Raw genomic sequence first — 24,432 nt, 5'->3', positions numbered from 1 at the left:
CTAGCCCAGCACGAACATGCCCAGCGCTTCTCTCAGATGGTCCATGTAGAACGTCATCATGGTCGTCATCAGCACCAGGAGGAGACCAAGCCCGATCGCGATGTTCACGGGCATGGCAATAAAGAAGATCTGCATCTGGGGCATCAGCTTGTTGAGCAAGCCGAGGCCGAAATAGAACACGATGCCGACCACGAGGAACGGCGCGCTCATGCGCACCGCGATGGAAAAGACGTTTGCGACCGTCTGGGTCGCCATTTCCGCAAAGTCTGACACCGGCATCCAGCCGCCCGGCGGGAACATGGTGAAGCTGTCATGCATTGCGGCAATGATCAGGTAGTGGGTGTCGGTCACGAAAATCAGCGTCACGCCGAGGATCGAAAGGTAGTTGGACACCAGCGCGCCCTGCTGGCCGGAATTGGTCACGTCCGTTCCGAGCGCCATGGCAAGGCTCGACTGGCTGGCAATGATCACGCCTGCGGTCTGCAGGGCGAAAGTGATCATCTTGGCACTAAGCCCGATGACGAAACCGAGGACGAACTCTCCGCCCATGAGAAGCAGAAGGCGCAGCGGGTTGGCCAAGAGCTCATCAGGGTAGGTCGAGACGCCGATCGGGTACATGACGAGGGTCAGCAGCAGCGCGATCGACAGGCGAATTCGCATGGGGACAGCTGTTTCACCCAACGCCGGCATCAGCATGATCATGGTGCCGAGGCGTGCAAACATCAGCATGTAGACCGCAGCAATCTCAGGCAGGAAGTTGAGCTGCAGCGTCATGCGCCTCTCCGGCCCGTCAAGCTGGCGACGCGAGGATCAGCTCGCCGATTCTCGCGGTAAATGATGCCAGAACCTGGCCCATGAACGGCATGGTGATCAGCAAGGTAATGAAGATGGCAAGGATCTTCGGGACGAAGACGAGGGTCATTTCCTGGATCTGGGTCAAAGCCTGGAACAGGGCGATGACGACACCCACAACAAGCCCGACAACCATGGTCGGACCGGCCACGAGTATCATGGTCCAAACGCCTTCACGGGCGATATCGAGTACCTCGCCACCGGTCATCGCAAGCTCCGGCCTCCAGGATCAGATCGGCATTCTCATGATCTCCTCATATGCGGAGATCACCCGGTCACGAACTGTGACCATGGTTTCCAGAGCCATTTCCGTTTCGGCAATCGCCGTCACGACATCAACGACGTCCGTCCGTCCCTCTATAAGGCCGATCGACTTCGCGTCCATGTCACGCCCCTTGTCGACGACGCTTTCCACTGATTCCTGGACCAGTTTCCCAAAGTCGACATTTTCTCGCCCGGACGGAAGCTCGTCAGGCGTAGATGCCTGTCGTGCGAGGCGAGCGGCCGTCTGATAGGCGTTGTTCGCAACCGAATAAGTGGACATGACCTTGTCGCCTCTGGATGTCTGGTTCTGTGACTAGTTTTCAGCGTGTTCCGTGAGCCCGTCAGGCCCGCAGAATGTCGATCGTTCGCTGCACCATCCGGCGCGTTGCCTCGATCACGTTGAGGTTGGCTTCGTAGGACCGCTGCGCCTCGCGCATGTCGACCGTCTCGATCAGCGTATTGACGTTCGGTGTCTTGACGTAGCCATCGGCATCCGCCGCCGGGTGACCCGGCTCGTACCGCGTTTCGAAAGGCGCCTTGTCTTCCGCCAGGCGCCCCAATTCCACGACCTGCGCACCGATCTCCTTGTCGAAGTGGCTCTTGAAGGTCGGAATCTTGCGACGATACGGGTCCTCGCCCGGCGTTCGACCGGTGGAGTCCGCATTGGCGATGTTTTCCGCGATCACCCGCATGCGGCCGTTCTGGGCCTTGAGGCCCGTCGCCGATACGAACAATGACTTGATCAGATCCATTTCATTTCTCCTGCCGCGTCGCCGCTGCCGTCAATTTCTCGTTCAGGCAGTCTTCGACAGGGCTGTCCGGATCAGGCCGAGGCTCTTCGAGTAGATCGACGTGGCCGCCTGGAAATCCATCTGGTTCTCCGTGACCTTCATCATCTGCTCTTCAAGCACCACGTTGTTGCCGCTCGGCGTGACTTCGAACATGTCCCTCTTTTCCGCCTTCGCATCCGAAGCTGCAGAAAGCGTGCCGGATATGTGTCCGCTCTTCGTCACCGTCGTTTGCACACCAGCGCTGGACCGACCGATGCGATCGGAAAACTTATAGTCTTTCAGTTCCTTGGCCTGGTAACGAGGGGTATCCGCATTGGCGATATTTTCCGCAAGAACCCGCTGCCGGACCTGATGCCACTGCATTTTTGACTTCAAGGCCTGAAAGACGGGTAGATTGGTCAGCGCCATCCGATTCACCATTCGTTAACGTTCTAGGCAAACATTGCCGACCCAAAGGTTAACGAATGGTTAACGCCCCACAAGGACTATCAGGTTTTGCCTGACGAATTCGGTGGATGACCCGATTGCAAAATGCAATTTCCAAGATTTCCTTCGCCTGAAGCAGGCAGAATTTGCCCAGTTCTGTTAACTTTGCCTCAGTTGAGGATTCGTCTGGTCCCACGAAGGTCAGTGCGAAGGTTGGCTCGAAGCCAAGCGTCCTACGCTGGCACCTAACAAATGGCACATGATTCCGTCAGCGGTGCGGCAGTCATGCAGCCCAAAAGCATCGATGAAGAAGGTGCGCCGCCACACAGGCAGAGCGCACCCCGTATGCGCGACCTGTGCGGGACTTTATGAGGTAGGCATGTACACTTGGATTGCAGAGACATTTGGCATTGGAGACGGCATCGCCCGGGGTCTCGCCTTTGCCATCGCTCTGGGTATCGTTCTGATTCTCATCGCACTTTTCACCATGATCCTGAAGCGGCTGACAGGAACCCGACTTTCCTCGGGCCGGAGCCGGCAGCCGCGTATCACCGTCATGGACGCCACAAATGTAGATGCGCGCCGACGCCTTCTCCTGATCCGTCGCGACAATGTCGAACACCTCATTCTGATCGGCGGCCCTACCGACATCGTCATCGAGCAGAACATCATCAAGAGCGCGCCGCTCGGGTCGACCAATGGCCGTAGCCAGATCGCCCCATCGGGCTACACAGTTCCGCCTCAGGCGGAAACTATTGCCGAACCGATGGCGGTTTCTGCCGAGCAGGCTCCGCGACCTGCTCCGGTGATGCCGGCCCCTGTTGCGGCCACTCCCGCTCCCCCGAGCCCGGTTGAACCTGCCGCGCAGGCGCCGAAACAGGTCAGCAGCGACAATGCGCAACCGCGATCAAGCCTCAATCCGGCGCGGTCCCTTCTGCAGGCGGCCGCCTCTGGCCGCATTACACCTCCGTCCCTGACCAAAACCGACAGTCCCTCATCCTCCGTTTCAGGCCGCAGCGATCCGGCGAACGGGGGACAGGCCGCTCGCCCGCAAGCCTCGGCGCCCTCGCAGCAGGCCCAAATGGCAAGGGGACTCCCGGCAGGTCCGCAGCCACCCCGTCAGGCGGAACGGCCGCAGACCGGAGCGGGTGTTACTCAATCCCGGGCACCCTCGGTGAGTATCGACTCCACCGCAAGGCCTGACGCCCAAACCCGCACCTCAGGGCAACCGGCAACGCTTTCGTCCTACCTCGCCGCGGCGCGCCCCAACGCGTTGTCATCGCATCAGGTGTCTCCGCCGTCCTCCGGCCCGGCCGCCCGTGCCCTTACTGCCGTTCAACGATCGGCAAACGGCAGCGCGACCGCCCCCGTAGCAACCTCCGCCGCTCCCACCGTGAAGCCGGAACCGAAGCAGGAGCCCAGGCAAGACCTGGACGCCACTGTGCCAGTTCCGGCAGCGGCTCAGACTGCTGACCTGACGAAAGAGACAGCTTCGGTCGCTGGCAATGTATCGCCCGAGACAGCCGCTCCATCAGCTGCGCCCGGCAAGCCTGAGGCAGATGAGGCATCAAGCGACAAAGCCACGACGCCCCCCAGCTCCAGTGCCCAAGAAGGAACAGGCGCTCACCTCGACGTGGTGCCTGAAAAAGTCGGCGATGCCGATGCCGCGGAAGTGAAAAAGCAAACAAAAGACGGCGTCAACGAACTGCCCAACCCCATCGAAGACGAGATGGCCAAGCTTCTCGACGAAATACACGGACCACAAAAACAATGACACTGTCCATCGGCGGCCACGCACGGCCGCTGAACCGCATCGGGTTTACCGGAGGCGCGAGAGCTGCCGCGAGGCTATGTGCCGTTGCTGCTGCGCTCGCCCTGATCGCCTCGCCTGCGATGGCGCAGGAGATCTCGCTTGGCTTTGGCGAAGATGCCACTATCACCGAACGGGCAGTCCAGCTTGTTGCCCTGCTGACCGTTCTCTCACTCGCCCCATCCATCCTTGTGATGGTGACGAGCTTTACCCGCATCGTGGTGGTGCTTTCCCTGCTTCGGTCCGCGATCGGCTTGCAGACGGCCCCGCCTAATACCGTGATGATAAGCCTTGCGCTGTTCCTGAGCGCCTTCATCATGGCCCCGACGATACAGACCGCCTACAATGAAGGTGTCCAGCCCCTCGTCAATGGTGACATTGAGGTCACGCAGGCATTCGAGCGGGCATCCGATCCGTTCCGCACCTTCATGCTGTCCCAGGTCAGGGAGAAGGATCTGGCGCTGTTCCAGGAGCTCTCCGGACGCGAGGCACCCGAAACGCCGGACGACCTGTCTCTGAGCACGCTGGTTCCAGCGTTCATGATCAGTGAGCTGCGGCGCGCCTTCGAAATCGGCTTTCTCTTGTACCTTCCCTTCCTGATCATCGACCTGGTTATCGCCTCCGTCCTCATGTCCATGGGTATGATGATGTTGCCGCCGGTGGTGATTTCGCTGCCATTCAAGCTGATTTTCTTCGTGCTCGTGGATGGCTGGAACATGGTTGCCGGCAGCCTGGTCAAAAGCTTCGGGGGCGGCTGACGTACGTATGCCCTGCGGTTGCGCCTCGCGGGAGCGCAGGGTTGCCCATACGGCACCGGAAAAAATAACGACGAATTTTGCGAAAAGTCGGCAAAAATTAATTCGATTGCGTATACAAAGAACCCTGCAGCTGCACCTTGCGGATGCAGCAGGTAGTCGGGGAAATCAAATTGCTGCGCGATAGTCTTGAGGAACTGGCCAAGATCAGGGAGCCTGAAGCTCGCTCTCGGCTCATTCGCGCGCTTGTGGCTGAATACGCCAAGTCCGAAGACCACGAGCCGACGCCGGTTGAAAAAGAACTGTTCTGCAAGATCGTGCTCACCGTGTTCGAACAACTGGACCGTGGCGCACGTTATGAACTCGTCGTCAGGCTCGCAAGGACCGACCGCATCACGTCAGAACTCGCGGACCGGCTGGCACAGGAAGAATTTGAGCTTTCGGAACCTGTAATCGAGACTTCGCCCATGGTGAGTCAGGAAGCTCTTCTTTTGCTGTCCCGAAGCGGCTCTGCCAGGCACAAGGCGACTGTTGCAAAACGGCCGGACCTGTCTGAGCAGATGATCGACACCCTGATTGCCCGCAGCCCGCGCAACGTCGTGCACACGCTTCTGGCCAACACGAAGGCAACAATTTCCGTTCGTGCCGTATTGGCCCTTCTCATTTTCGCCAACAGCGAAGCAGAGGTTCTGGGCGGCCTCGCCAAACGGGCGCTCGACGACGAGGATTTCCATGAAACGCTCGGTTTCGTCATCGGCAACGACTGCCCCCTCGTGCCAGCGCCTCTCAAGCGAGCTTACGAAAACGGCGAACTCGAAAGCCTGGCATCGACAATCAACAGCCGGACTGACGGAGACGAAATCGTCATCGACGGCCATGTCTACTCGCGGCACGAAGCCAGCGTTCACATCGCGAGCGGCGAACTGTCCTTCGATTCCATGCTGCTAACACTCTTCGAGCAGGATCGGGTCGATGCTGCTGTCTGGCTGATCGCGCGCAAGGTGAACCTTGAAAGCGAAGTGGTGCTGGACACGTTCAAGTCGGATTCCGACGCTGCCGTCATGATGCTGATGCTCAGAACCGGCATAAGCGACGCCACATATCGGGATTTCCTGAAAGCGCGCTGTGCCTGGCTCGATCGCAGCACCCGCAACATTCATAACCTCGTCATGCGCTACAAGACGGAATTGCTGAAGTATCGGCGCATGGCCCCTATGCCCGAAAAGGTCCCCGTCTGAGGCAGCTGGCCGTCAGGCCGATGCCTTCGTGACAGATGGCAACCGGCCTCATGCCGAGGGCCATCGACCAGGACAATCCAGAGAACCGAAAAAGCAGGTGCTTTCGTACGAGCAGGGCTTCTATCAGCCGTTCTCGACTGTTCCATCCTGCTCGTTGGCCGCCTGTCCCGGCGTGTCGCGCGGGGTCATGTACTGGCGGCGATACTCGTCCATGAAGGTCTCGAGTTCATCCGTATTCGCAAGACGGTTCGCAACTTCAAGGAACTCGACACCCTGCGCCTCGATTGGCCGGGTCACCACCTCAAAGGCGAGCGATTCCGGACTATCGGTCATCTTCGGCGTATATTTGGTCTGCAAGCGGTTCAGGCTCAGTTGGTCACCAGCAAGCGAATAGGCGATTCCGGCGCGCAGGATATCCCTGCGCTCAAGCGGATCGAGCGGAATGTTGTCCGACCAGCGTGAACCATGCATGGCTTCAAGCTGTTCCCCTGCCTCACGCCAGCTCTGCGCAGCCCAGAAGGTATCGGCACGCAGGCGATCCACGTCGCTGCCACGCATGTTGCGCACGAGTTCCAGCGCAAGGTCAGGACGTCCGCTGGCAGTCAGGGCACGGGCCTCGACGATGTTGCGCTGACGTTCGAGCGTCGACGGCAGGCTGGCCTGGCGCGTCAGGTTCAGAACCCGCAACGCTTCCTCAGGCTTTCGGTCGATAAGATAGATGGCACCAAGATCTGCTGCGATCTGTGCACGAGCCGCGCCTTTCAACCTGTTGTCGACCTGGTGCCGCAACAGCTCGGCCGCCTGATCGAGTAGATCCACTTCGACCAGTCGCTGGGCAAGCCCGCGTACCATTTCGTCGCCACGGCGGCCGATTGGCGTCAGCTCTCGGAAATCATAGTAGAGCGACAGAGCACGGACCGGCGGCAGTTCGTCGGCCTTGCCATCGAGGAAAAGGGACGCGAACAGGGCGTTCATTTCCTCTTGCAGCAATCGGGTCGTATCTGCTTCCGGATTGGCCTGAACGGCAGACTTCATCGCCTCGAAGGCTTCCCGGTATCCACCAGACTCTGCATGGAGCTGCGCAAGGAACCTGAGTGTCTTCAGTTCGATCTCGTCACCGCGCCAGGAGGTTGCAAGCCCCGAAAGCTTGTCGATGGTTTCCTCGGTGCTAAGATCACCGTCACGGTAGCGGATGCGAAGGCTACGGTACTCGGCCTCCGCGGCCCGCGGACGGTCACCGGACTTGGCGACCAGATCGAAGGCGGTCAGGGCTTCCTGAGAGCGGCCGGACGCGTCGGCCACGCGGCCACGCAAGATATCGTAGCGGGCCGCCTGCGAGGCGGAAATTTCACTCGGCTCAATCTCGGACAGAATGCTGTTGGCGACGCCGAAGTCATTCGCCTCGACCATCGCCTGTGCCGCCGCGAGATTGAATTCGGTCTGGATCGACTTCGGATAGTTTCCGACCACCGCCCGGCCGCGGGGCATCGCTATGCGCGCTGCCGTCCAGTTGCCAAGCGACACATCGACGATCGTATGCCAGACGGCGGCATCAGGACTGCTCTTGAGTTCCGGGATATTGAGGTGATCGAAGGCCTCATCCGGGCGATTTGCGAGGGTCTTCGCCGCGCCCATCATCAGGTTGTAGGAGCTGTCGGTCGCGATGGCCGGGTCTTCCTCGACCGCAAGCGTCATCAGGCCCATGGCTTCCTGGGCGAACTGATGGGCGAGATAGAAACGGGCAAGGTCCATCAGCTGTTTGCGCCGCCGCCCCTCGGGCGCTCGGCTGAGAGCGTCCTGAAGCTTGTGCAGCCGCTCGCGATAGCTGCTTGGCCCTTCCGTCGCAAGCGAGACGAACTCCACGTACCCCGGCTCATTGGGGTCAACGATGGAGTTGAAGGCCCCGGTGCCGCCACGCAGGTGCCGGTTCGACAGTGCCAGTCCGCCGATCTTCTCGATGATCACATCGTCGCCGAGCAGCTTCACAGTCACGCCGTCGGACTTCATGGCAACGGCAATACCCTGCGCTGAACTGAGCGCTTCCAGATCGACGAATTTCTGTTGCTTCAGAAGACCGCGCGGCGGCCCGAAGCCGGTTACCAGCGCTATACGGTCCCCAACGAACGGGTCGGTTATCTCGCGGATATTCTGCGGATCCTTGTAAAGAACGCGCAGGACCGAACCGCCGTCACCGCGCACGTTGCGCTCCAGCTTCAGCGGGATCGACGGCTCAAGGATCATGTCGCCGATCACAAGGCTCCACGAGTTTCCGTCGAGGCCCACAGTCGCGAGCACGGGGTCGTTCAGATCCAGCCGCAGGACCTGGTAACCGTCCATTTCCTCCACCACGATGGTGTCGGCGGTCTCCGACAGAGCCGATGCCATGCCGCGCGTGTCAATGGTGGCATCGGTATCGAAGACCATCCAGATGCTGTCGTTGCGGCGGAACACGGCACTGGAAACCGGCTCAAGGAAAGGAAACACGATCCGCACGGTCTTGCCGATACGCCGGGCCTCAGCCGAAACGAAATTCCGGATCTCCTGCGCGAAGTCGGCAGGCGGCTGTTCCGGCGAATTGGCGATCTCCGGAGCAGGCGCACCGCCATTCGCGCGCCAGCCAGCCTCGCCGCCGTCGGTCTTTCCGAGCGTCAGCGGCGGCGGCACGGAGCCTCCGGTGTTCGTGCCCTGTGGTTCGACCACGACAGGAGCCGGTTCGGATACCGCATCTATAGGCTTAGCCATCGGAGCCGGGGATTCGGCAGGCATCGCCTGGGCAACCTCTTGCGCGAGAGGTGCGGGCTCACCGGTCTCAGGCGAGGAAGGTGCCTGAGAGGACGAGGCCTCAGCAGATGGGGCCTCGGCAGATGGGGCCTCGGCAGATGGGGTCGGCAAGTTGACATTTTCCGGCATGACTTGGTCGGCCGGTGGGATCATGGAGGTCAGAACCTGGGCGTTTCCATCGCTATTCGCCACGTCACCGCCCATGACTTCGGGGGCCGGAACCGCTTCAACACCTTCGTCTGCCGGCACCACGGCTTCTGCAGAGACAGACGCCCCGGGCTTGGCGCGCGGCAACTCGCTATTGGCATCAGGACCGGCTTGCGTCACGACCGCCGTTTCCGGCGCCACATCTGCCACCTGTTCCGGCTGCGCCTCCTCGCTGGGAGTTGCGGCAGTGGGAATCGCGGCAGGGTTTGCTCCGGCCTCCTGATCGCTCGCTGCCGGTGCATCCGGCTGCATTACAGGCTCGGCAGGAGCGGCAGCTGGCACACTACCGTCGAACGGGACCATTCCAAACGCCGCAGCCTCGTCCGGAACTCCGGGTGCTGCCTGGCTGACAGGAACGGGCTGGACGTTGCTTTCATCGGGAGAAGGTGCGGACTCGGGCACGGGCTCCGCTTCCGGCTGCGGATCGAGATTGCGCACACCCGGCGCAATGATAACGCCCTCCCGAGCGTCTCCGCGCGCAGTGTCAAACTCTTCGTTGATCATCGCATTGGCAGAATCAAGCGGTTCCTTGTTCTCCGGCGTGATGTCGATGACGTAGGTCTGGTTTTCACGGAACGCCCGAATATCCACGTCCGGGTCGATGCGCATCAGGAACTTCAGCTTGCCCTTGTCGAGGAACGACGTGGCATCGACCACGCCCTGCGGCAGATGCGCACGCAAATGCGAAATGTCGAGCTGGGCAGGATGGTTGAACGTGACCTTGATGATGTCGTCTTCGCGGACGAATGCGGTATCGAAGCGGATCGACCAATCGAAAACCAGTCGGGTAAAGGTCGGATGCTCGCCGATATGAAGCTCGACCGACGGCCCCTCCTTCGCCTTCAGGCGCGCCTGTTCAAGGGCGCGCACCTTGCGCATTGCCTCCTCGGCGCGCTTGGCAAGTTCACGCACGACATCGTCAGGTAGCCCCGGCGGCAGGCCTTGCCAGTTGGGCGGCAAAATATCGACGAACAGCTTTTCACCAGCCTCAAGCGTATTGATCTTGAACTGATTCTTCAGCGCGAAGCGGATTGCGCTGCCATCGGGGTCGCGGCGGGCAATCGCGATATACTCGCCAAGATCAAGCGGCACGTCATCGACTGCGATGTCGATCGGTTCCTCGAAGGAGATGCGCAGAACCCCGCCGGTCACAACTGCGTCGTAATAGGGCAAGAGCGTCCGTTCGGAGAAGGTCAGCACCATTCGGCCGTACCCCTCGGAAGGCATGACTTTCAACTCGACCGGTTCGAGCTGTTGTGCCGTCACAGGCAGGGCGAAGAACGCAGTGACGATCGAGGCACACAAAACCCCGGCCGTGCGGCGCAGTCCCTTGCGCAGCGCGGCAATCGGAGAGAAGACACATGTCTTCACGTGATGCCTGATGTGCTTCAGCACGCTATTCGTCCCTTGGAAGCCGCCTAACGCCTCAGTTTTAGTTAAGCGGTCTTAACGCGTCCTTACACTACGTCTGTAAATGCCGGCCTATCTGTCAGTTTGAATTGATTTTCGGAAGGTCGTTTGTGGTCGGCTGCCCTACGGGCTCCTCCCCGCTCGCCGAGTTGGCAATCGCCACGGTCAGACGCTCGGCGGCCTCCGGGTCCATCTTGCCGAGCACATCCGCCATCTTGCGGGGCTTCATCTGCCGAACGACCTTCAGAAGGACCGGCATATCCAGTCGATTGAAGATACGGGCGGCATCTTTCGGCTTCATGCTCTCGTACATCAGCACGAGGCCGGCGATCTCGCCCTCCTCCTGCTTGCGCTTCTCCTCGACCGCTCCCTCGATCCGCTGCTCGAGGTTCTTCAATTCATCGACACGGCGCTGGATACGATCTTCGGTTGCCTGCAGGAGCTTTTCACGCAAGTCGAGTTGCCCCTCCTGCTGCTCAAGCGCCTGCCGGCGCTTGCCGAGACTTTCCAGAACGGCACGCTCGGCGGCGGATCCACCGATCTCGAGACTGTCCGGCAATGGCGGCGGGCCATCGCTGGCCGGCGGCTCGTCACTTGCTGCATCCCCGGGGGGCATGTCGCCCGCAGGTGGTATGTCGGCACTGGCCGATTCACCCGGAGTTTCCTGGGCGATCGCCTGCTTGATCGGCGTGACTGCGTTCTCCCCTCCGACAAGGAAGCCGAGCAGCTTCAGCGCCAAAAGGGCGCTGGCTGAAATGGCTAACAATGGGAGGAGACGCAAATTCATGCAGCGGCACCCTCAGAGCGCTTGCGAAACCGTTCGAGCCGGGCCGTTGCCTCGGCAGCGGCACTGCGAATGTCGTCGGCGCGAGCCGAACGGCGCGGCGCAGGAGCGGCCGCCGGCTCGGGAGCATAGGCTCCGTAACCGGGTGCGGGATCGTAGACCGGAGCCTGATGTGCGTGCTCGTAGCGTGGCGCGTGAGCCGGGGCGGAACGCTCCGCATAGGCGCGCGGCGCTGGTGCAGCCTGGGCAGTGTCACGGTGGGTAGCGGCGGTGCGTGCCGCTTCCGCGATCTGGCTGATGCGATTGAAGATTTTCTCGCCTTCGCCGACCTGAGCGGCAAGCTCTGCAGACATTTCCTGGGCGTCCGCAAGACGGGCGCCCAAGGTCTTGTCGGCTTCATTCGCGGTAGCCTTGAGGCCGAGGATCGCACGCTCGGCGATCTCCGTCGCCGTCATCAGCTCGGAGATGGTGGCACGAAGAGTTTCCTCATCCGCGCGAAGTCGCTGCAATCGCTTGTTCAGGGTAAAGCAGTATCCGATGGTGACCAGAAGCAAAACCGCAACCAGCCCCTCGATAATCATTCCGATGGGCAAAGGGCTCATCAATTCGCCTCCATTTCGCTTTGCATGGCGCGCTCGAATGCAGCCAGCGTCATCTTCGGTTTACGCAAGTTCTTGGCAACGCGGATCGCGATCGAATCGTCCACCTTTCCAAGCGTTCCCTCGGTCAGGGGAATGTTGCCGCATTTTAGCAAGACGGGATCCGCCGGGTCGACGTCGAAAACCAATGTTTGCCCAACATCAAGGCTCAGGATGCGGCTGAGCGGCAGATGGGTCTCGTAAAGAACCGCATCAACCATGACTTCCGCTGCGTGAATCTCGGTTGCCAGGTGGCCTTCCCAGATCGGGTCACGGCCGAACTTCTCGCCCATGAACATCTGGAGCAGCAGATCGCGAATCGGCTCCAGCGTTGCATAGGGCATCATGATCTCGACGGTGCCGCCGCGATCTTCCATGTCGATCCGCAGTTCCACGAGGATGGCCGCGTTGGCCGGACGTGAAATTGCCGCGAACCGCGGATTGGTTTCCAGACGTTCAAGATTGAAATGAACCGGCGAGAGCGGCGCAAACGCATGCTCCGCATCCTGCAGGATCAGCGACACCATCTGCTGCACGAGACCCGTTTCGATCGTCGTGTAGGGCCGGCCCTCGACGCGGACCGCAGTCGTGCCGCGTCCGCCACCCAGGAGCACGTCGATGATCGAGTAGATCAGGCTCGACTCGACCGTGATCAGGCCAAAACCATCCCACTCCTCAGCCTTGAACACGCCAAGGATCGCAGGCAGGGGAATCGAGTTCAGGTAATCGCCGAAACGTACGGAGCTGATCGAATCCAGAGACACTTCAACGTTGTCGGACGTGAAGTTGCGCAAGGACGTGGTCGTCAGGCGGACAAGCCTGTCGAACACGATTTCAAGCATCGGCAGGCGCTCGTAGGAGACCATTGCCGAGTTGATCAGCGCCCGGATACCGCTCTGGTCACCGGCGATCGTGTCCTCGATGTTGAAGCCGAGAAGGTTGTCGATTTCCTCCTGGTTCAGGACACGGTCGGCGCCGCGCGTTGCGTTTTCAAGGTCCGGCTCGCTGTCATCGATCATCGCCGCCCACTGGGCAGCCATGTCGTCGGAGCTACCGGCACCCTGCTCCTCGAGCGCAGCACCCCAGGCCGCGGCTAGATCATCGTCTTCGCCGTCGCCCGCGCCTTGCTCTGCCAGGGCAGCACCCCAGGCATCAGCCATATCCTCTTCGGACAGATCGTCGTCGTCATCGTCAGCCATGTCGCACCATCAGGTACTGGCACTACTGGACGAGAATTTCCTTGAACAGGACACCCTCGACTCGTGCCGGATAGACAGAGAGATTGATGCGCCTGAGCAATTCTTCCTTCAGACGAAACAGACCAGCAGACCCTTCTAGGTCCGCAGGGCGAAGCTCTCTCAGATAGATCTGGAAAGCATCGAGAATTCGCGGCAGATACGGCGAGATCTGGTCGATCATTGCCCGGTCCTGAACCTCCAGCGCGATGCGCACCTTGAGGTAGGTTGTCCGGCCTTCTGTAGCCAGGTTTACCGTCATCTCCGGCAGGTCGTAAAACACGACCGGTTTCTGTTCTTCCTGGACCGGTTGCGTGCCGTCAGGCGCTGGCGGAGGCGGGGTTCCTCCCATCAGGAAGAAATAGGCCCCTCCTCCGGCCGCCAGCAGAACGACAAGGCCGATGCCGCCAAAGAGGATCAGCTTCTTCTTGCCGCCACCGCCGCCTTCAGCACCTTCTTCGCCATCGGCGCCAGCAGCAGCGTCTTCGTCCGCCATCGTCCACTCCAGATCCGTTGCGCGATTGCGCGCGCGTATATGTTTCTAAAGCCAGAAATGGTTAACGAATGGTTACCAAATCGTTAACTGGCGCGAGTCGGCAAAAATTGCCAAGTGGTTAATATGTGCCGGAAACCTTTTCCCATCGCACCACCCTTGTCTCGGTTTTACCCATTTTTTTCAAAGATTTAGATTTTGGCACGGGTCCTGCAATTAACCATGCGAGGCGCCGTTCTGGGGAGTTCGGCGGCTCACCGGGGAGCAAAGGGATTTGTTAATATGGAGAACGCACAGCTCATAACCTTGTCGCGTCAGATGTCCTTACGGAATCAGATGGACATGGTGGCCAACAACATGGCCAACATAACCACGACAGGTTACAAGACGCAGCGTATGGTGTTCGAGGAAGTCCTGATGCCGCTGGCGGAAGCCACGGAATTCATGCAGGGCGACAAGAACCTTTCCTATGTCCAGGACTATGGCGCAGGCCTGAATTTCAACCAGGGCAGCATCAAGCTGACCGGCAATGATTTCGACATTGCCGTCGACGGCGAAGGCTGGATGGTTGTTCAGCGGGAAGACGGCACCGAGGCCTTCACCCGCAATGGCGCGTTCCACCTGTCGCCGACCGGCGTCCTTGTGACTGCCGAGGGGCAACCTGTCCTGACCGACGGTGGTCCGGTCATCTTTACCCGTGAAGACGGGAAGGTCGACATCGCGGAGGACGGCACGATCGTCTCCGAGCTGGGCATTCGCGGCCAGCTTCGCATCGTTACCTTCGAGGACCCGGAAAACCTCAAGGCTCTTGGTGAGAACACCTACTTCCACGAAAACCCGGTCGACTTCGCTCAGGCCCGCGTAATCCAGGGCGGCCTTGAGCAGTCGAATGTGCAAGGCGTCATCGAAATCGCTCACATGGTTCGCATCACGCGCGCCTACGAGACCGTCAGCAAGCTGATGGCCGACACCGACGACCTGCGCAAGCAGGCAATCCAGACACTTGGCCGGCTTGAAGCCTGATCGCAACGAAGGACCTGAACAATGAAAGCACTCCATATCGCTGCGACCGGGATGAAGGCACAGGAGTTGAACGTCGAAGTCATCTCCAACAACGTCGCCAACATGCGCACCACCGGCTTCAAGAAGCAGCGCGCAGACTTCCAGGATCTGCTCTACCAGAACCTGCGCCGTATGGGCGCCCAGACATCCAACGCCGGCACCATCGTTCCGACCGGTGTCCAGATCGGTTCCGGTGTGAAGACGGCTGCAACGGCCCGCATCATGTCCCAGGGCGTTCTGGAGCAGACCAGCAAGGAGCTGGATATCGCGATCCGCGGTGAAGGTTTCTTCCAGATCCAGCTGCCCGACGGCGCCACCGCCTATAGCCGCGACGGTTCATTCGAACGCGACGCCAACGGTACCCTGGTGACCATTGACGGCTATGCCGTCGATCCGGGCATCGTCATCCCGGAAGATTCCCGTGACATCACGATTTCGGGTGACGGAACGGTTCAGGTCATCGACGGTGCCGGCAACCAGGCCAATCTTGGCCAGATCCAGCTGGCGCGCTTCGTCAACAAGTCCGGTCTCGAAGCCATCGGTGACAACCTCTACCTGGAAACGGACGCAAGTGGCGCCGCCCAGATCGACAATCCCGGGAATAACGGTTTTGGCGACCTGCAACAGGGTTACCTCGAGATGTCCAACGTCGACGCGGTGACCGAGATCGCAGATCTCATTTCCGCCCAGCGCGCCTACGAGATGAACTCACGCATCATCCAGGCCGCCGACGAAATGTACTCCACCACCACCAACATCCGGTAAGGAGGCAGCATCATGAAACGCCTGATCGCTCTTGCCGGAATTGTCGCCGGTCTTGTCTGGACGAGCTCGACAGTATCGGCCGAAACACGCCCGGTCCTGCGCTCGCAGGTCAGCACGCTCTCGGAAATCGTCACCGTCGGCGATTTCTACACCAGTGCCGGCGCCTTTGCCGATGTCCCGCTGTTCCGTTCGCCCGACCTTGGCACCTCGGGCGATGTCCCGGCCGAGACGGTCGCAAAACGTGCTCGGGCAGCTGGCCTGGTGATGGCCGGAACCGACGGCCTGTCTCGGGTAACGGTTCATCGCCGTGCGGAAATCTACGACCTGCCGCGCCTGCAACAACTGGCGGCAGAGGCTCTTGCGCGCCGCGACGCATCGCTGGTCCCGCAGGATCTCGAGATCACCTTCCACCGCAATCCGGGACCGATCCAGGCCAACCCAGCCGCTGTCCAGCCCATCAGTGTCGAGCGCGTGCTCTGGTCACGAACCGATGGGCGTTTCACGCTGTTCCTCGGCATCGAGGGACCGCGCGGCCGCCAGCAGTTGAACCTGACGGGCTATGCCCGCGAGATGATGGAAGTCGTGGCCCTGTCGCAGCCCCTGACACGCGGCGCGATCCTGAAGGAAGGAAGCCTGACCACCGTGCGCCTTGCACGCCAGCAGGTTCCGGCCGATGCACTTTTGAGCGCTGATGCCGTCATCGGTCTTGCAGCGCGGCAGAACCTGCGCGCCAACAGCCCGATCGCCCGGAACGATTTCGAACGTCCCGTCCTCGTCGCCCGTGGCGACAAGGTGACTGTAACGTTCGAACTGCCAGGCATGAAGCTGACCACGCGCGGGCAGGCCATCGATGAAGGCGCCGAAGGCGACGTCATCGACGTGATGAACCTCCAGTCCCGCCGAATTATTCCTGCGACCGTAACCTCCCGCGGGCAGGTCCGCATTGCTCCATCCAACCCGATTGTCGCCAGCCTCGAAGGGGGCAAGCAATGACCACGTCGTCCTTCACCAAAACGCTCCTTGTCAGCATTTCCCTTGCCAGCATGGTTGCGGCCTGCGGAACCCCTGACCGCCTGGCCCAGATCGGACAACAGCCTCCGCTCAACGCCATCCAGGATCCGACCACCACTGCGGGGTACCGCCCGGTCCAGATGCCCATGCCCGAGCCGCAAAAGGCCCATTACAGCCCCAACTCGCTCTGGCGCTCCGGCAACCGCGCCTTCTTCGAGGACCAGCGGGCAAAGCAGGTCGGTGATATCCTGACCGTTGTCGTGACGATTTCGGACAAGGCCGAATTCGACAACAGTACACAGCGCTCACGCTCCGACAGCAACGGCGCTGGTACGGGCGGCGCGCTCGGAACGGCAATCGACACGCTGCTGCTGCCAGCCGGCGTTTCGGCGAGCAACCTCGGCTCCGTAAACAGCAATTCGAACTTCTCCGGACAAGGCAGCGTCGACCGCGAGGAAAAACTCGAGACGACAGTTGCCGCGGTCGTTCTGCAGGTATTGCCGAACGGCAACCTCGTTATCGAAGGCCGCCAGGAAGTGCGCGTGAACTTCGAGGTCCGCGAGATGATCGTCGCCGGCATCGTCCGCCCGGAAGACATCAGTTCCGACAACAGGATTGCCAGCGAAAAGATCGCCGAGGCCCGCATCGGGTATGGCGGGCGCGGCCAGATCACCGAAGTGCAGCAACCGCGCTACGGCAACCAGGTTCTCGACATCCTGCTCCCCTTCTAAGGACGAGAGAACAACTCAAAGCTCCCCCGGCACCCCTGGAAGGTGTTCTAGAAGCCTTCCACGGGGTGCTGACAACGGGTCCGATGTCTCGCTCCCCGAACATCGGACCCGTTTTCATTTCCGCGGAGGGCTACCGCAGCCACCGGATTATCCACTTGGGAAATGAAAGCGCAGCCGCCCCATTCCGTCTGCAAACAACAAAAAACCCTCCCGGCGACCGGGAGGGTCATACTTCAGCAACCCGCTCTCAGACGGAAAGGTCAATCGTCCCGATAGACTTTCTCGCGGCGCTCATGGGCTTCCTGCGCTTCGATCGACAACGTTGCGATCGGTCTGGCTTCGAGGCGGCGGACCGAGATCGGTTCACCGGTCTCTTCGCAATACCCGTAACTGCCATCGGAGATTCGCTCGAGGGCGGCATCGATCTTAGCAATCAGCTTTCTCTGCCGATCGCGCGCACGCAACTCGATGGAACGATCCGTCTCAGACGAGGCGCGGTCGGCAAAGTCAGGATGGTTCTGGCTTTCTTCCTGCAGGTTGGCGAGGGTCTCCTTGCTTTCCTTCAGGATGTCTTCCTTCCAGGCCAGCAGCTTGTTCTTGAAGTACTCGCGCTGCCGGTCGTTCATGAACGGCTCGTCTTCGGTGGGTCGATATGCAGACTCAAGTTCAACCGTCATCGATAGCTCCGAATTACCGTAAGGCCGCGGGCAATATATAGGCCAAGCCAACAGCCGACAACGGTCGTTTTGGTAAAAATCGCGTTATAAAAAACATAGTTAATTCAATTGGATAAGCCGATCGGCGTGTATTTGACCAAATTACGGGCCATCGCATCACCGTCCGTTGGGGAAGTTCAGTCACTGAATCGGCCAAGCTTCGCGAGCTCCACCTTGACCCTCAATTCGATCTCGCGAAGCACTGCGTCAACCTCGGGATCGCCGCTTTCAACCTGGCCGGAAACTTCCCTCGCCAATGCCTCCAGACGGTCCTCCGACACCTCTCCACCGAGCAGATCCGTCCTGATACTCTCAAGACCGTCAAGAAGTGCATGGCCGTAGCGGGCGGCCTTCCGCTTGCGCCCCGGATCTTCCCCCACTTCCTGCAAGGCGAGGAGTGCATCCATACCGTGAATGCCGGACGACATGGATGTTGCAGGTGCCGAGGCCGCCTCGCTGCCCATGTCGGGCGCAAAACTGCTGTCATCGCTTCCGGTACGCTTCTTGGAGCTTTTTCCCTGCACACCGGAGACCGGGTTTTGTCCGGTAATTCTCATGACGCTTCCATTCTTCGTCCGCCCGAACTCGCAGGCATTAGATTCTTCCCAGAGGGTAAATGAGTCCGGGTCCACTCGGCAATATTTGCCGGAAAGCTTCACACCGCTCATTTGCCTTGGCGGAACAATAACACGAAACCCTTGGATTTCCGCCATTCAGCCAGCGACCTGAGCAACTGGCACGCTGCTCGCATAATGCAATCGGAGAAAACAGGCCCAACACGGGCTGACACTAGGCAACGTCCGTCAAACAGGTTGAGCGCATGACCAACGGCATCACACTCAGGTTCTTCGCAGTCGTTCTTTGCATGACGCTGCTGACGACTGCCGCACTGTCAGCCTCGCGGATCAAGGACATTGCCGACTTCGAGGGCATCCGCGAAAATCAGCTCATCGGTTACGGCCTCGTGGTTGGCCTGAACGGAACCGGCGACAGCCTTAGAAACGCGCCCTTCACCCGCCAGAGCCTGCAAGCCATGCTGGAACGTCTCGGCGTGAACACACGCGATGTCGACCTGAACACCAACACTGTCGCGGCCGTGATGGTCACCGCCAATCTTCCACCCTTTGCCACCCAGGGCACGCGCATCGACGTCTCGGTCAGCGCGCTCGGCAACGCGGCTTCGCTGCAGGGCGGTACCTTGCTGGTCACGCCGCTGGTCGGTGCCGATGGCGAAGTCTATGCCATCGCGCAGGGCTCGGTCGCCATCGCGGGCTTTTCGGCTCAGGCCGACGCTGCATCCGTCGTGCGAGGCGTACCCACCGCCGGCCGGATCTCGAACGGCGGCCTCGTCGAGCGTGAAGTCGAATTCAAGCTCGCCTCCCTGACCACGCTTCGCCTCGCGCTGCGCAATCCGGACCTGACCACGGCCCGGCGCGTCGCGCTTTCGGTCAACGAATTGATCGGAATGCCCACGGCGGAACCGCTGGACCCGGGAACCGTACGCATCGACCTTCCCCGCCAGTATGACGGCAACATTGTCGACCTTCTGACCGATATCGAGCAGCTGATCGTCGAACCGGACCTGGCCGCCCGCGTCGTAATCGATGAGAACTCCGGGATCATCGTCATGGGACAGGACGTGAAGGTCTCAACCGTGGCAGTCGCACAAGGCAACCTGACAGTCACAATCGCCGAGACGCCGCAGGTTTCGCAGCCCCTGCCCTTCGCCAACGGACAGACGACTGTCGTTCCGCGCTCGGAGCTGCTGGTCAACGACGACCCCGATGCCAAGTTGGCCATCGTTCCCGAAGCCGTCACGCTCAAGCAACTTGTCGACGGCCTCAATGCCCTCGGGATCGGGCCTCGTGACATGATTTCTATTCTCCAGGCCATCAAGGCTTCCGGAGCCCTTCAAGCCGAGATCGAGGTGCTGTGATGAACTTCAACGCCTCCCAGCCAGTTATCAGCCAACCGAGCCCGCACGCCGCGCTTGAAGGTGTCGACCGCACCAGCAAAACCGCCGTCAAGGATGCCGCGCTCGAGTTCGAGGCAGTGTTCCTGAAGAACATGCTGGAAACCATGTTCACAGGCCTTGAAGAAGGCGGAACCTGGGGCAGCGGCCACGGAGCCGAAGCCTGGCAGGGGATGATGATCGACGAATACGCAAAGGCGATTTCGGACGCCGGTGGCATTGGACTGGCCGCATCCGTTGAACGCCAGTTGCTAGAAATCCAGGAGAGCGCACAATGACGGTTCAGATGGAAACCCCGCAGATGCCGTTCTCGCTTGAACGACCGACCAGCCCGTCGGAGGCGGCCCAGTTTTGCACGGCGCTGTGCCAGACGATGGAGCAATTGCTGTCACTCATCGAGAGCGAAACCCAGCTCGTAAGATCAGGCAAGCTGAAGGAAGCCGGAACGCTGCAGCCCGACAAATCCCGGCTCATCCATGAGTACACGCGCGGAATGATGTGCGCCAAGGAGCATGCGGTCGCCCTCGGCAATCTTTCTCCATCCGCAGCGCAAGCGCTCAAGCGCCAGCACGCAGAGTTTCAGCCGGTCCTTCGCATCAACCTCGCGGTCCTCTCGACTGCCCGGGAAGTCGCAAACAATATTGTCTCGAGTGTCGCAAAGGCCGTCGGCGCACAGCAAAAGAGCACCACCTATGGCCCCGGTGGCATGAGCCCTCAGGCTCCGCGAGCTGCTAGCGGCATCGCGGTCAACCAGTCGCTCTGACCGGAACCGACATGTCGGCATAAGCAGGCGTAGCGCTCGCCAAGACCACGCTGATGGTCGAGCGGGCGCTCCAGGTTAGATCTGCCTTGATCCAAAGCCATCTCTCTTCCCAGGTGATGCGACCAGACCCTAACCCTGCGTTTACCAAAGACCTTGGAGACCCGCAGCACGCGATTGCCTGCCCCAAGGGAAGATATTAGGATACTGTTCAATAGTCCGGTGTTTGGCAGAGCCTTTCGGCCTTTCCTATCGGCCCCAAGCCCGAATCACCGCAAGATTTCCGATCATTAAAAGTCTAAGCTTTCCGTTAACTCAGGATTCATTCCCTTACGTTATCCTCATAAGGATCACGGGTCTAAATGGTGTAACCCGGAGGGAAAGACGATGGATTCGGCACTTGTCCGGCCGCCTTTGCCGTCATACACGGCGATCACGCCGGTAACCCGCGCTCCCGAGCGCGTACAACCTGCAACCAAGACGGAGCTTGCTCCGGAAAATACGGTGAAACCGTCAGCCGGGGCGAACGAAGCGCGCCGGTCGGCAGAAAACAACGTCACCAAGGAACCGCTCAACCAGGCCGTCCAGCTTGAACGCAAGAACGTGCGCGATCCGGAGAGCGAAAGTCTCATCTTCATCGCCATGGACAGCGATACCGGTGAGGTTGTCAGACAGGTGCCCAGCGAAACGCTTCGGCGGCTTCGCGCCTATGCCAAGACCATCTCAGACCAGGCAAACGAAGCCAGGGCGCAGAACACCGTACGCACGGCATAGCCTCTACCCGCCTCGAACCTTCCCGATAAGGACGAAGGTCTGAGCGCATCTTGCTTTCATCAATCCGGTAAAGATCTGGGCCGTCACCTTCTGGTGCACGGCTTTTCGCATTTGGTCTAAGCCCAATCTTCCCGACCGCCGACGCCCCCCCATGGCTCATCCATCAATGGACCACCACCAGAAACCAAGCTCAGAGGCCCAACCCTGAGGCGCTCTCGATCACGGTAAACAAAAGTAAAACAGCATTGGTAAATGCTGCATAAATGAATCAAAAAGATCATTAACCAAATAATTTAACCGTATTGCTTCAGATTCGCTTAAAGTTAAATTCTGATAACCAAGTTAATTAGTATTCGATACAATTTTTCGCGACAGAGTTCACTCGTCATTCAGGAAGAATGATTGGGGAATAAACAGAAGGAACTCTGTAATGGGTGGTATTACTCTTTCAAGTGCAGTACGCACGAACCTCAACTCTCTTCAGGCGACTTCAGCCCTGATGAGCTCCGTCCAGGAAAAGCTGTCGACTGGCAAGAAGGTCAACTCGGCGCTGGACAACCCGAACTCCTTCTTCACCGCAAAGGGCCTGGAAAATCGCGCAAGCGACCTTTCCACCCTGCTCGACGATATGGGGCAGTCGATCCAGACCCTGAAAGCTGCGGACAAGGGTATTTCGGCAATTTCCGATCTCGTCGACTCTGCGAAGGCGAAAGCCAACCAGGCTCAGCAAACCTCCAGCCAGTCGGAGCGCGCTCAGTATTCCAAGGAATACAACGAGCTGATGACACAGATCGAGGACCTGGCCAAGGACAGCGGCTACAAGGGCAAGAACCTGCTCGGCGGCACCGGTAACGACCTCTCGGTCACCTTCAACGAAGACGGCACGTCTTCTCTTTCGATCTCGTCCGTCGACTACACCGACACCACGTCCTCGACCGGCCTGAACCTTTCGGACCTGGCCGAAGCGACCTCTGGTACGTCAACGATCGCCCTCAACACGACCGCAACCGGCAGCGCCGCGCTTACGGGCGGCAACCTGCTGACGGACGACGCGGAATTCACCGCCGGTGATACGCTGACCTTCACCGATACCAACGGTACTGAAATCGCGTCGCTGGAAATCACCGACACGACCACCGTTGCGGATCTGGAAGCCGTCATCGACGGCATCGACGGTGCGAGCGCGGCTCTGGCAGGCGGCGTCCTGACGACGACCTCTGACTTCCAGCTGACGATCTCGTCCGACAACGCTGCATTCAACAGCGCTGCGGACCTGACCACCAACGGCACCGACTCAGGCTTCGCTTCCGATGCGGACATCGATGCCACCCTGAGCAAACTGAAAAGCGCCCAGGACTCCCTGCGCTCGCAGGCATCGACCTTCGGTACCAACCTGTCCATCGTGGAAGGCCGTCAGGACTTCACCAAGGCGATGATCAACACGCTGGAAGAAGGTGCCGGCAAGCTGACCCTGGCTGACACGAACGAGGAAGGCGCGAACCTGCTGGCTCTGCAGACCCAGCAGACCCTGGCCTCCACGTCGCTGTCCCTGGCAGCGCAGGCCGACCAGAACGTTCTGCGCCTCTTCTAAGAGCAACGCAGTAAAGACAAGTAGATGGCGGGGAATACCCCGCCATTTATTTATTCGAGTTAATATATTCTTATGGTTATATCCACGCTAACCATATTCATTAACGCCTGTTTACATTTGGCAATGCCATTTTCGGCGCGTCGGCCCCAGGAAGGGATCCGTGTTGCGTAATCCTAGAAAGGATAGAAAATGGCTGAAAACGTCACCCTGTCGAGCGCAGTGCGCTCGAACCTGAATGCTCTCCAGAACACTTCCCGTCTTCTCAGCAGCGTTCAGGAAAAACTGTCGACCGGTAAGAAAGTAAATTCCGCGCTCGATAACCCGAACTCGTTCTTCACCGCAAAGGGCCTGGAAAACCGTGCAAACGACCTTTCCACCCTGCTCGACGACATGGGCCAGTCGGTCCAGACCCTGAAGGCAGCGGACAAGGGCATTTCGGCTATCAGCGATCTGGTCGATGCAGCCAAGGCGAAAGCAAACCAGGCAGCTCAAACCTCGAGCCAGACCGAACGCAATCAGTATGCCAAGGAGTACAACGAACTCCTGACGCAGATTGAGGACATTGCCAAGGACAGCGGCTACAAGGGCAAAAACCTGCTTGGCGGTAATGGTAACGACCTGTCGGTTACGTTCAACGAAGACGGTTCGTCTTCGCTGGCAATCTCCGCAGTCGATTTCACGGACACCACGTCCTCAACCGGTCTGAACCTTTCGGATCTGGCCGAAGCGACTTCTGGCACGTCCACCATCTCCCTCAACTCGGCAGCAACCGGCAGCGCAGCGCTGACCGGCGGCAACCTCCTGACGGATGATGCGGAATTCACTGCAGGCGATACGCTGACATTCACCGACTCCAATGGCACGGAAATCGGCTCCCTGGAAATCACCGACACGACCACCGTGGCGGACCTGGAAGCGGCCATTGACGACATCGACGGCGCAAGCGCCGACCTGTCCGGTGGCACGTTGACCATCACCTCGGAATTCAATTTGTCGGTTTCGTCGGACAACGCGGCCTTTAACAGCGGCGCTTCTTTGACGACCAACGGAACGGATTCCACCTTCGGTCTGGACTCCAACATCGACAAGACCCTGAGCTCCCTCAAGAAGGCTCAGGACACTCTTCGTTCACAGGCGTCCACCTTCGGTACCAACCTCTCCATCGTGCAGACCCGTCAGGACTTCACCACGTCCCTGATCAACACGCTGGAAGAAGGTGCCGGCAAGCTGACCCTGGCCGACACGAACGAGGAAGGTGCAAACCTGCTGGCTCTGCAGACCCAGCAGTCGCTCGCTTCCACGTCGCTGTCCCTGGCAGCACAGGCTGACCAGAACGTCCTGCGTCTCTTCTAAGACAAGGCACGAT

The 24,432-nt window shown here is 59.9% G+C and carries 25 protein-coding genes; 13 read left to right on the top strand and 12 right to left on the bottom strand.

Annotated features, from left to right (window positions below):
- The 5 genes from fliR to flgB form a co-directional block, all read right to left on the bottom strand.
- The gene (gene fliR, locus ACN0SY_RS18480) at positions 1-774 is read right to left on the bottom strand and encodes a flagellar biosynthetic protein FliR (protein WP_417689790.1); all 774 of its coding nucleotides are present in this window, start codon (positions 772-774) and stop codon (positions 1-3) included.
- A 16-nt stretch (positions 775-790) separates the two neighbouring features.
- A complete protein-coding gene (gene fliQ / locus ACN0SY_RS18475; RefSeq protein ID WP_417689788.1) occupies positions 791-1,060 on the bottom strand; it encodes a flagellar biosynthesis protein FliQ in 270 nt (89 codons plus the stop codon).
- Positions 1,061-1,081: 21 nt separating this feature from the next.
- Positions 1,082-1,396 carry a flagellar hook-basal body complex protein FliE gene (locus ACN0SY_RS18470; RefSeq protein WP_417689786.1) on the bottom strand — a complete coding sequence of 105 codons (315 nt, stop codon included), beginning with the start codon at positions 1,394-1,396 and terminating at the stop codon, positions 1,082-1,084.
- A 61-nt stretch (positions 1,397-1,457) separates the two neighbouring features.
- Positions 1,458-1,868 carry a flagellar basal body rod protein FlgC gene (gene flgC / locus ACN0SY_RS18465; protein ID WP_417689784.1) on the bottom strand — a complete coding sequence of 137 codons (411 nt, stop codon included), beginning with the start codon at positions 1,866-1,868 and terminating at the stop codon, positions 1,458-1,460.
- A 42-nt stretch (positions 1,869-1,910) separates the two neighbouring features.
- Positions 1,911-2,315 carry a flagellar basal body rod protein FlgB gene (gene flgB, locus ACN0SY_RS18460; RefSeq protein WP_417689782.1) on the bottom strand — a complete coding sequence of 135 codons (405 nt, stop codon included), beginning with the start codon at positions 2,313-2,315 and terminating at the stop codon, positions 1,911-1,913.
- 397 nt (positions 2,316-2,712) lie between these two features.
- Here flgB and ACN0SY_RS18455 point away from each other — a divergent pair, with 397 nt between their 5' ends.
- From ACN0SY_RS18455 to ACN0SY_RS18445, 3 genes are all read left to right on the top strand, one after another.
- On the top strand, positions 2,713-4,107 hold the full coding sequence (locus ACN0SY_RS18455; protein WP_417689780.1) for a hypothetical protein: 1,395 nt from the start codon (positions 2,713-2,715) through the stop codon (positions 4,105-4,107).
- Positions 4,108-4,226: 119 nt separating this feature from the next.
- Positions 4,227-4,901 carry a flagellar type III secretion system pore protein FliP gene (gene fliP / locus ACN0SY_RS18450; RefSeq protein WP_417690054.1) on the top strand — a complete coding sequence of 225 codons (675 nt, stop codon included), beginning with the start codon at positions 4,227-4,229 and terminating at the stop codon, positions 4,899-4,901.
- A gap of 170 nt (positions 4,902-5,071) precedes the next feature.
- Entirely contained in the window at positions 5,072-6,136 is a 1,065-nt protein-coding gene (locus tag ACN0SY_RS18445) for a DUF2336 domain-containing protein (RefSeq protein WP_417689778.1), read from the top strand.
- A gap of 123 nt (positions 6,137-6,259) precedes the next feature.
- Here the strand turns inward: ACN0SY_RS18445 and ACN0SY_RS18440 are convergent, their stop codons facing one another.
- The 5 genes from ACN0SY_RS18440 to ACN0SY_RS18420 all read right to left on the bottom strand — a co-directional run bounded on the left by ACN0SY_RS18440 (position 6,260) and on the right by ACN0SY_RS18420 (position 13,687).
- Positions 6,260-10,519 carry a hypothetical protein gene (locus ACN0SY_RS18440; protein ID WP_417689776.1) on the bottom strand — a complete coding sequence of 1,420 codons (4,260 nt, stop codon included), beginning with the start codon at positions 10,517-10,519 and terminating at the stop codon, positions 6,260-6,262.
- 94 nt (positions 10,520-10,613) lie between these two features.
- Positions 10,614-11,321 carry a hypothetical protein gene (locus ACN0SY_RS18435; protein WP_417689774.1) on the bottom strand — a complete coding sequence of 236 codons (708 nt, stop codon included), beginning with the start codon at positions 11,319-11,321 and terminating at the stop codon, positions 10,614-10,616.
- Positions 11,318-11,920, bottom strand: a complete 603-nt coding sequence (locus tag ACN0SY_RS18430) for a DUF6468 domain-containing protein (RefSeq protein ID WP_417689772.1) — start codon at positions 11,918-11,920, stop codon at positions 11,318-11,320. Before ACN0SY_RS18430 ends, ACN0SY_RS18435 begins: the two co-directional genes overlap by 4 nt.
- On the bottom strand, positions 11,920-13,155 hold the full coding sequence (gene fliM, locus ACN0SY_RS18425) for a flagellar motor switch protein FliM (RefSeq protein WP_417689770.1): 1,236 nt from the start codon (positions 13,153-13,155) through the stop codon (positions 11,920-11,922). Before fliM ends, ACN0SY_RS18430 begins: the two co-directional genes overlap by 1 nt.
- Before the next feature lie 22 nt (positions 13,156-13,177).
- Positions 13,178-13,687: a flagellar basal body-associated FliL family protein gene (locus ACN0SY_RS18420; RefSeq protein WP_417689768.1), complete on the bottom strand. Its 510-nt coding sequence runs from the start codon at positions 13,685-13,687 to the stop codon at positions 13,178-13,180.
- Between the two features lie 279 nt (positions 13,688-13,966).
- On the opposite strand from ACN0SY_RS18420, the gene flgF reads away from it, so the two are divergent.
- Genes flgF through flgH form a run of 4 tightly spaced genes read left to right on the top strand, consistent with a single transcriptional unit; the run spans position 13,967 to position 17,253 of the window.
- Positions 13,967-14,707, top strand: coding sequence for a flagellar basal-body rod protein FlgF (gene flgF, locus ACN0SY_RS18415; RefSeq protein ID WP_417689766.1), 741 nt, complete (start codon positions 13,967-13,969; stop codon positions 14,705-14,707).
- Positions 14,708-14,728: 21 nt separating this feature from the next.
- Complete coding sequence (gene flgG, locus ACN0SY_RS18410) at positions 14,729-15,511, top strand: flagellar basal-body rod protein FlgG (protein ID WP_417689764.1); 783 nt, start codon at positions 14,729-14,731, stop codon at positions 15,509-15,511.
- A gap of 12 nt (positions 15,512-15,523) precedes the next feature.
- A complete protein-coding gene (flgA, locus tag ACN0SY_RS18405) occupies positions 15,524-16,504 on the top strand; it encodes a flagellar basal body P-ring formation chaperone FlgA (protein ID WP_417689762.1) in 981 nt (326 codons plus the stop codon).
- Positions 16,501-17,253 carry a flagellar basal body L-ring protein FlgH gene (flgH, locus tag ACN0SY_RS18400; RefSeq protein WP_417689760.1) on the top strand — a complete coding sequence of 251 codons (753 nt, stop codon included), beginning with the start codon at positions 16,501-16,503 and terminating at the stop codon, positions 17,251-17,253. The genes flgA and flgH overlap by 4 nt, the downstream gene beginning before the upstream one ends.
- A gap of 260 nt (positions 17,254-17,513) precedes the next feature.
- On the opposite strand, the gene dksA is transcribed toward flgH, so the two are convergent.
- Together dksA and ACN0SY_RS18390 are read right to left on the bottom strand one after the other, a co-directional pair.
- Complete coding sequence (gene dksA, locus ACN0SY_RS18395; protein WP_417689758.1) at positions 17,514-17,930, bottom strand: RNA polymerase-binding protein DksA; 417 nt, start codon at positions 17,928-17,930, stop codon at positions 17,514-17,516.
- A gap of 176 nt (positions 17,931-18,106) precedes the next feature.
- Positions 18,107-18,526, bottom strand: a complete 420-nt coding sequence (locus ACN0SY_RS18390) for a flagellar assembly protein FliX (RefSeq protein WP_417689756.1) — start codon at positions 18,524-18,526, stop codon at positions 18,107-18,109.
- Positions 18,527-18,789: 263 nt separating this feature from the next.
- Between ACN0SY_RS18390 and ACN0SY_RS18385 the strand changes: the two genes are divergently transcribed.
- From ACN0SY_RS18385 to ACN0SY_RS18360, 6 genes are all read left to right on the top strand, one after another.
- Positions 18,790-19,905 (top strand): flagellar basal body P-ring protein FlgI, encoded by a 1,116-nt coding sequence (locus tag ACN0SY_RS18385; RefSeq protein WP_417689754.1) that lies wholly within the window; start codon positions 18,790-18,792, stop codon positions 19,903-19,905.
- Positions 19,905-20,219 (top strand): rod-binding protein, encoded by a 315-nt coding sequence (locus tag ACN0SY_RS18380; protein WP_417689752.1) that lies wholly within the window; start codon positions 19,905-19,907, stop codon positions 20,217-20,219. The genes ACN0SY_RS18385 and ACN0SY_RS18380 overlap by 1 nt, the downstream gene beginning before the upstream one ends.
- On the top strand, positions 20,216-20,704 hold the full coding sequence (locus ACN0SY_RS18375) for a flagellar protein FlgN (protein ID WP_417689750.1): 489 nt from the start codon (positions 20,216-20,218) through the stop codon (positions 20,702-20,704). The genes ACN0SY_RS18380 and ACN0SY_RS18375 overlap by 4 nt, the downstream gene beginning before the upstream one ends.
- Positions 20,705-21,088: 384 nt before the next feature.
- Positions 21,089-21,475, top strand: coding sequence for a hypothetical protein (locus ACN0SY_RS18370; protein WP_417689748.1), 387 nt, complete (start codon positions 21,089-21,091; stop codon positions 21,473-21,475).
- A gap of 430 nt (positions 21,476-21,905) precedes the next feature.
- Complete coding sequence (locus ACN0SY_RS18365; RefSeq protein WP_417689746.1) at positions 21,906-23,066, top strand: flagellin; 1,161 nt, start codon at positions 21,906-21,908, stop codon at positions 23,064-23,066.
- 189 nt (positions 23,067-23,255) lie between these two features.
- Complete coding sequence (locus ACN0SY_RS18360) at positions 23,256-24,419, top strand: flagellin (protein WP_417689744.1); 1,164 nt, start codon at positions 23,256-23,258, stop codon at positions 24,417-24,419.
- Positions 24,420-24,432: the final 13 nt, after the last annotated feature.

Source organism: Roseibium sp. (genome assembly GCF_048261595.1).
Taxonomy (GTDB): Bacteria; Pseudomonadota; Alphaproteobacteria; order Rhizobiales; family Stappiaceae; genus Roseibium.
The sequence above is the reverse complement of the archived record's forward strand: the minus strand, read 5'-3'. Positions and strand labels throughout refer to the sequence as shown.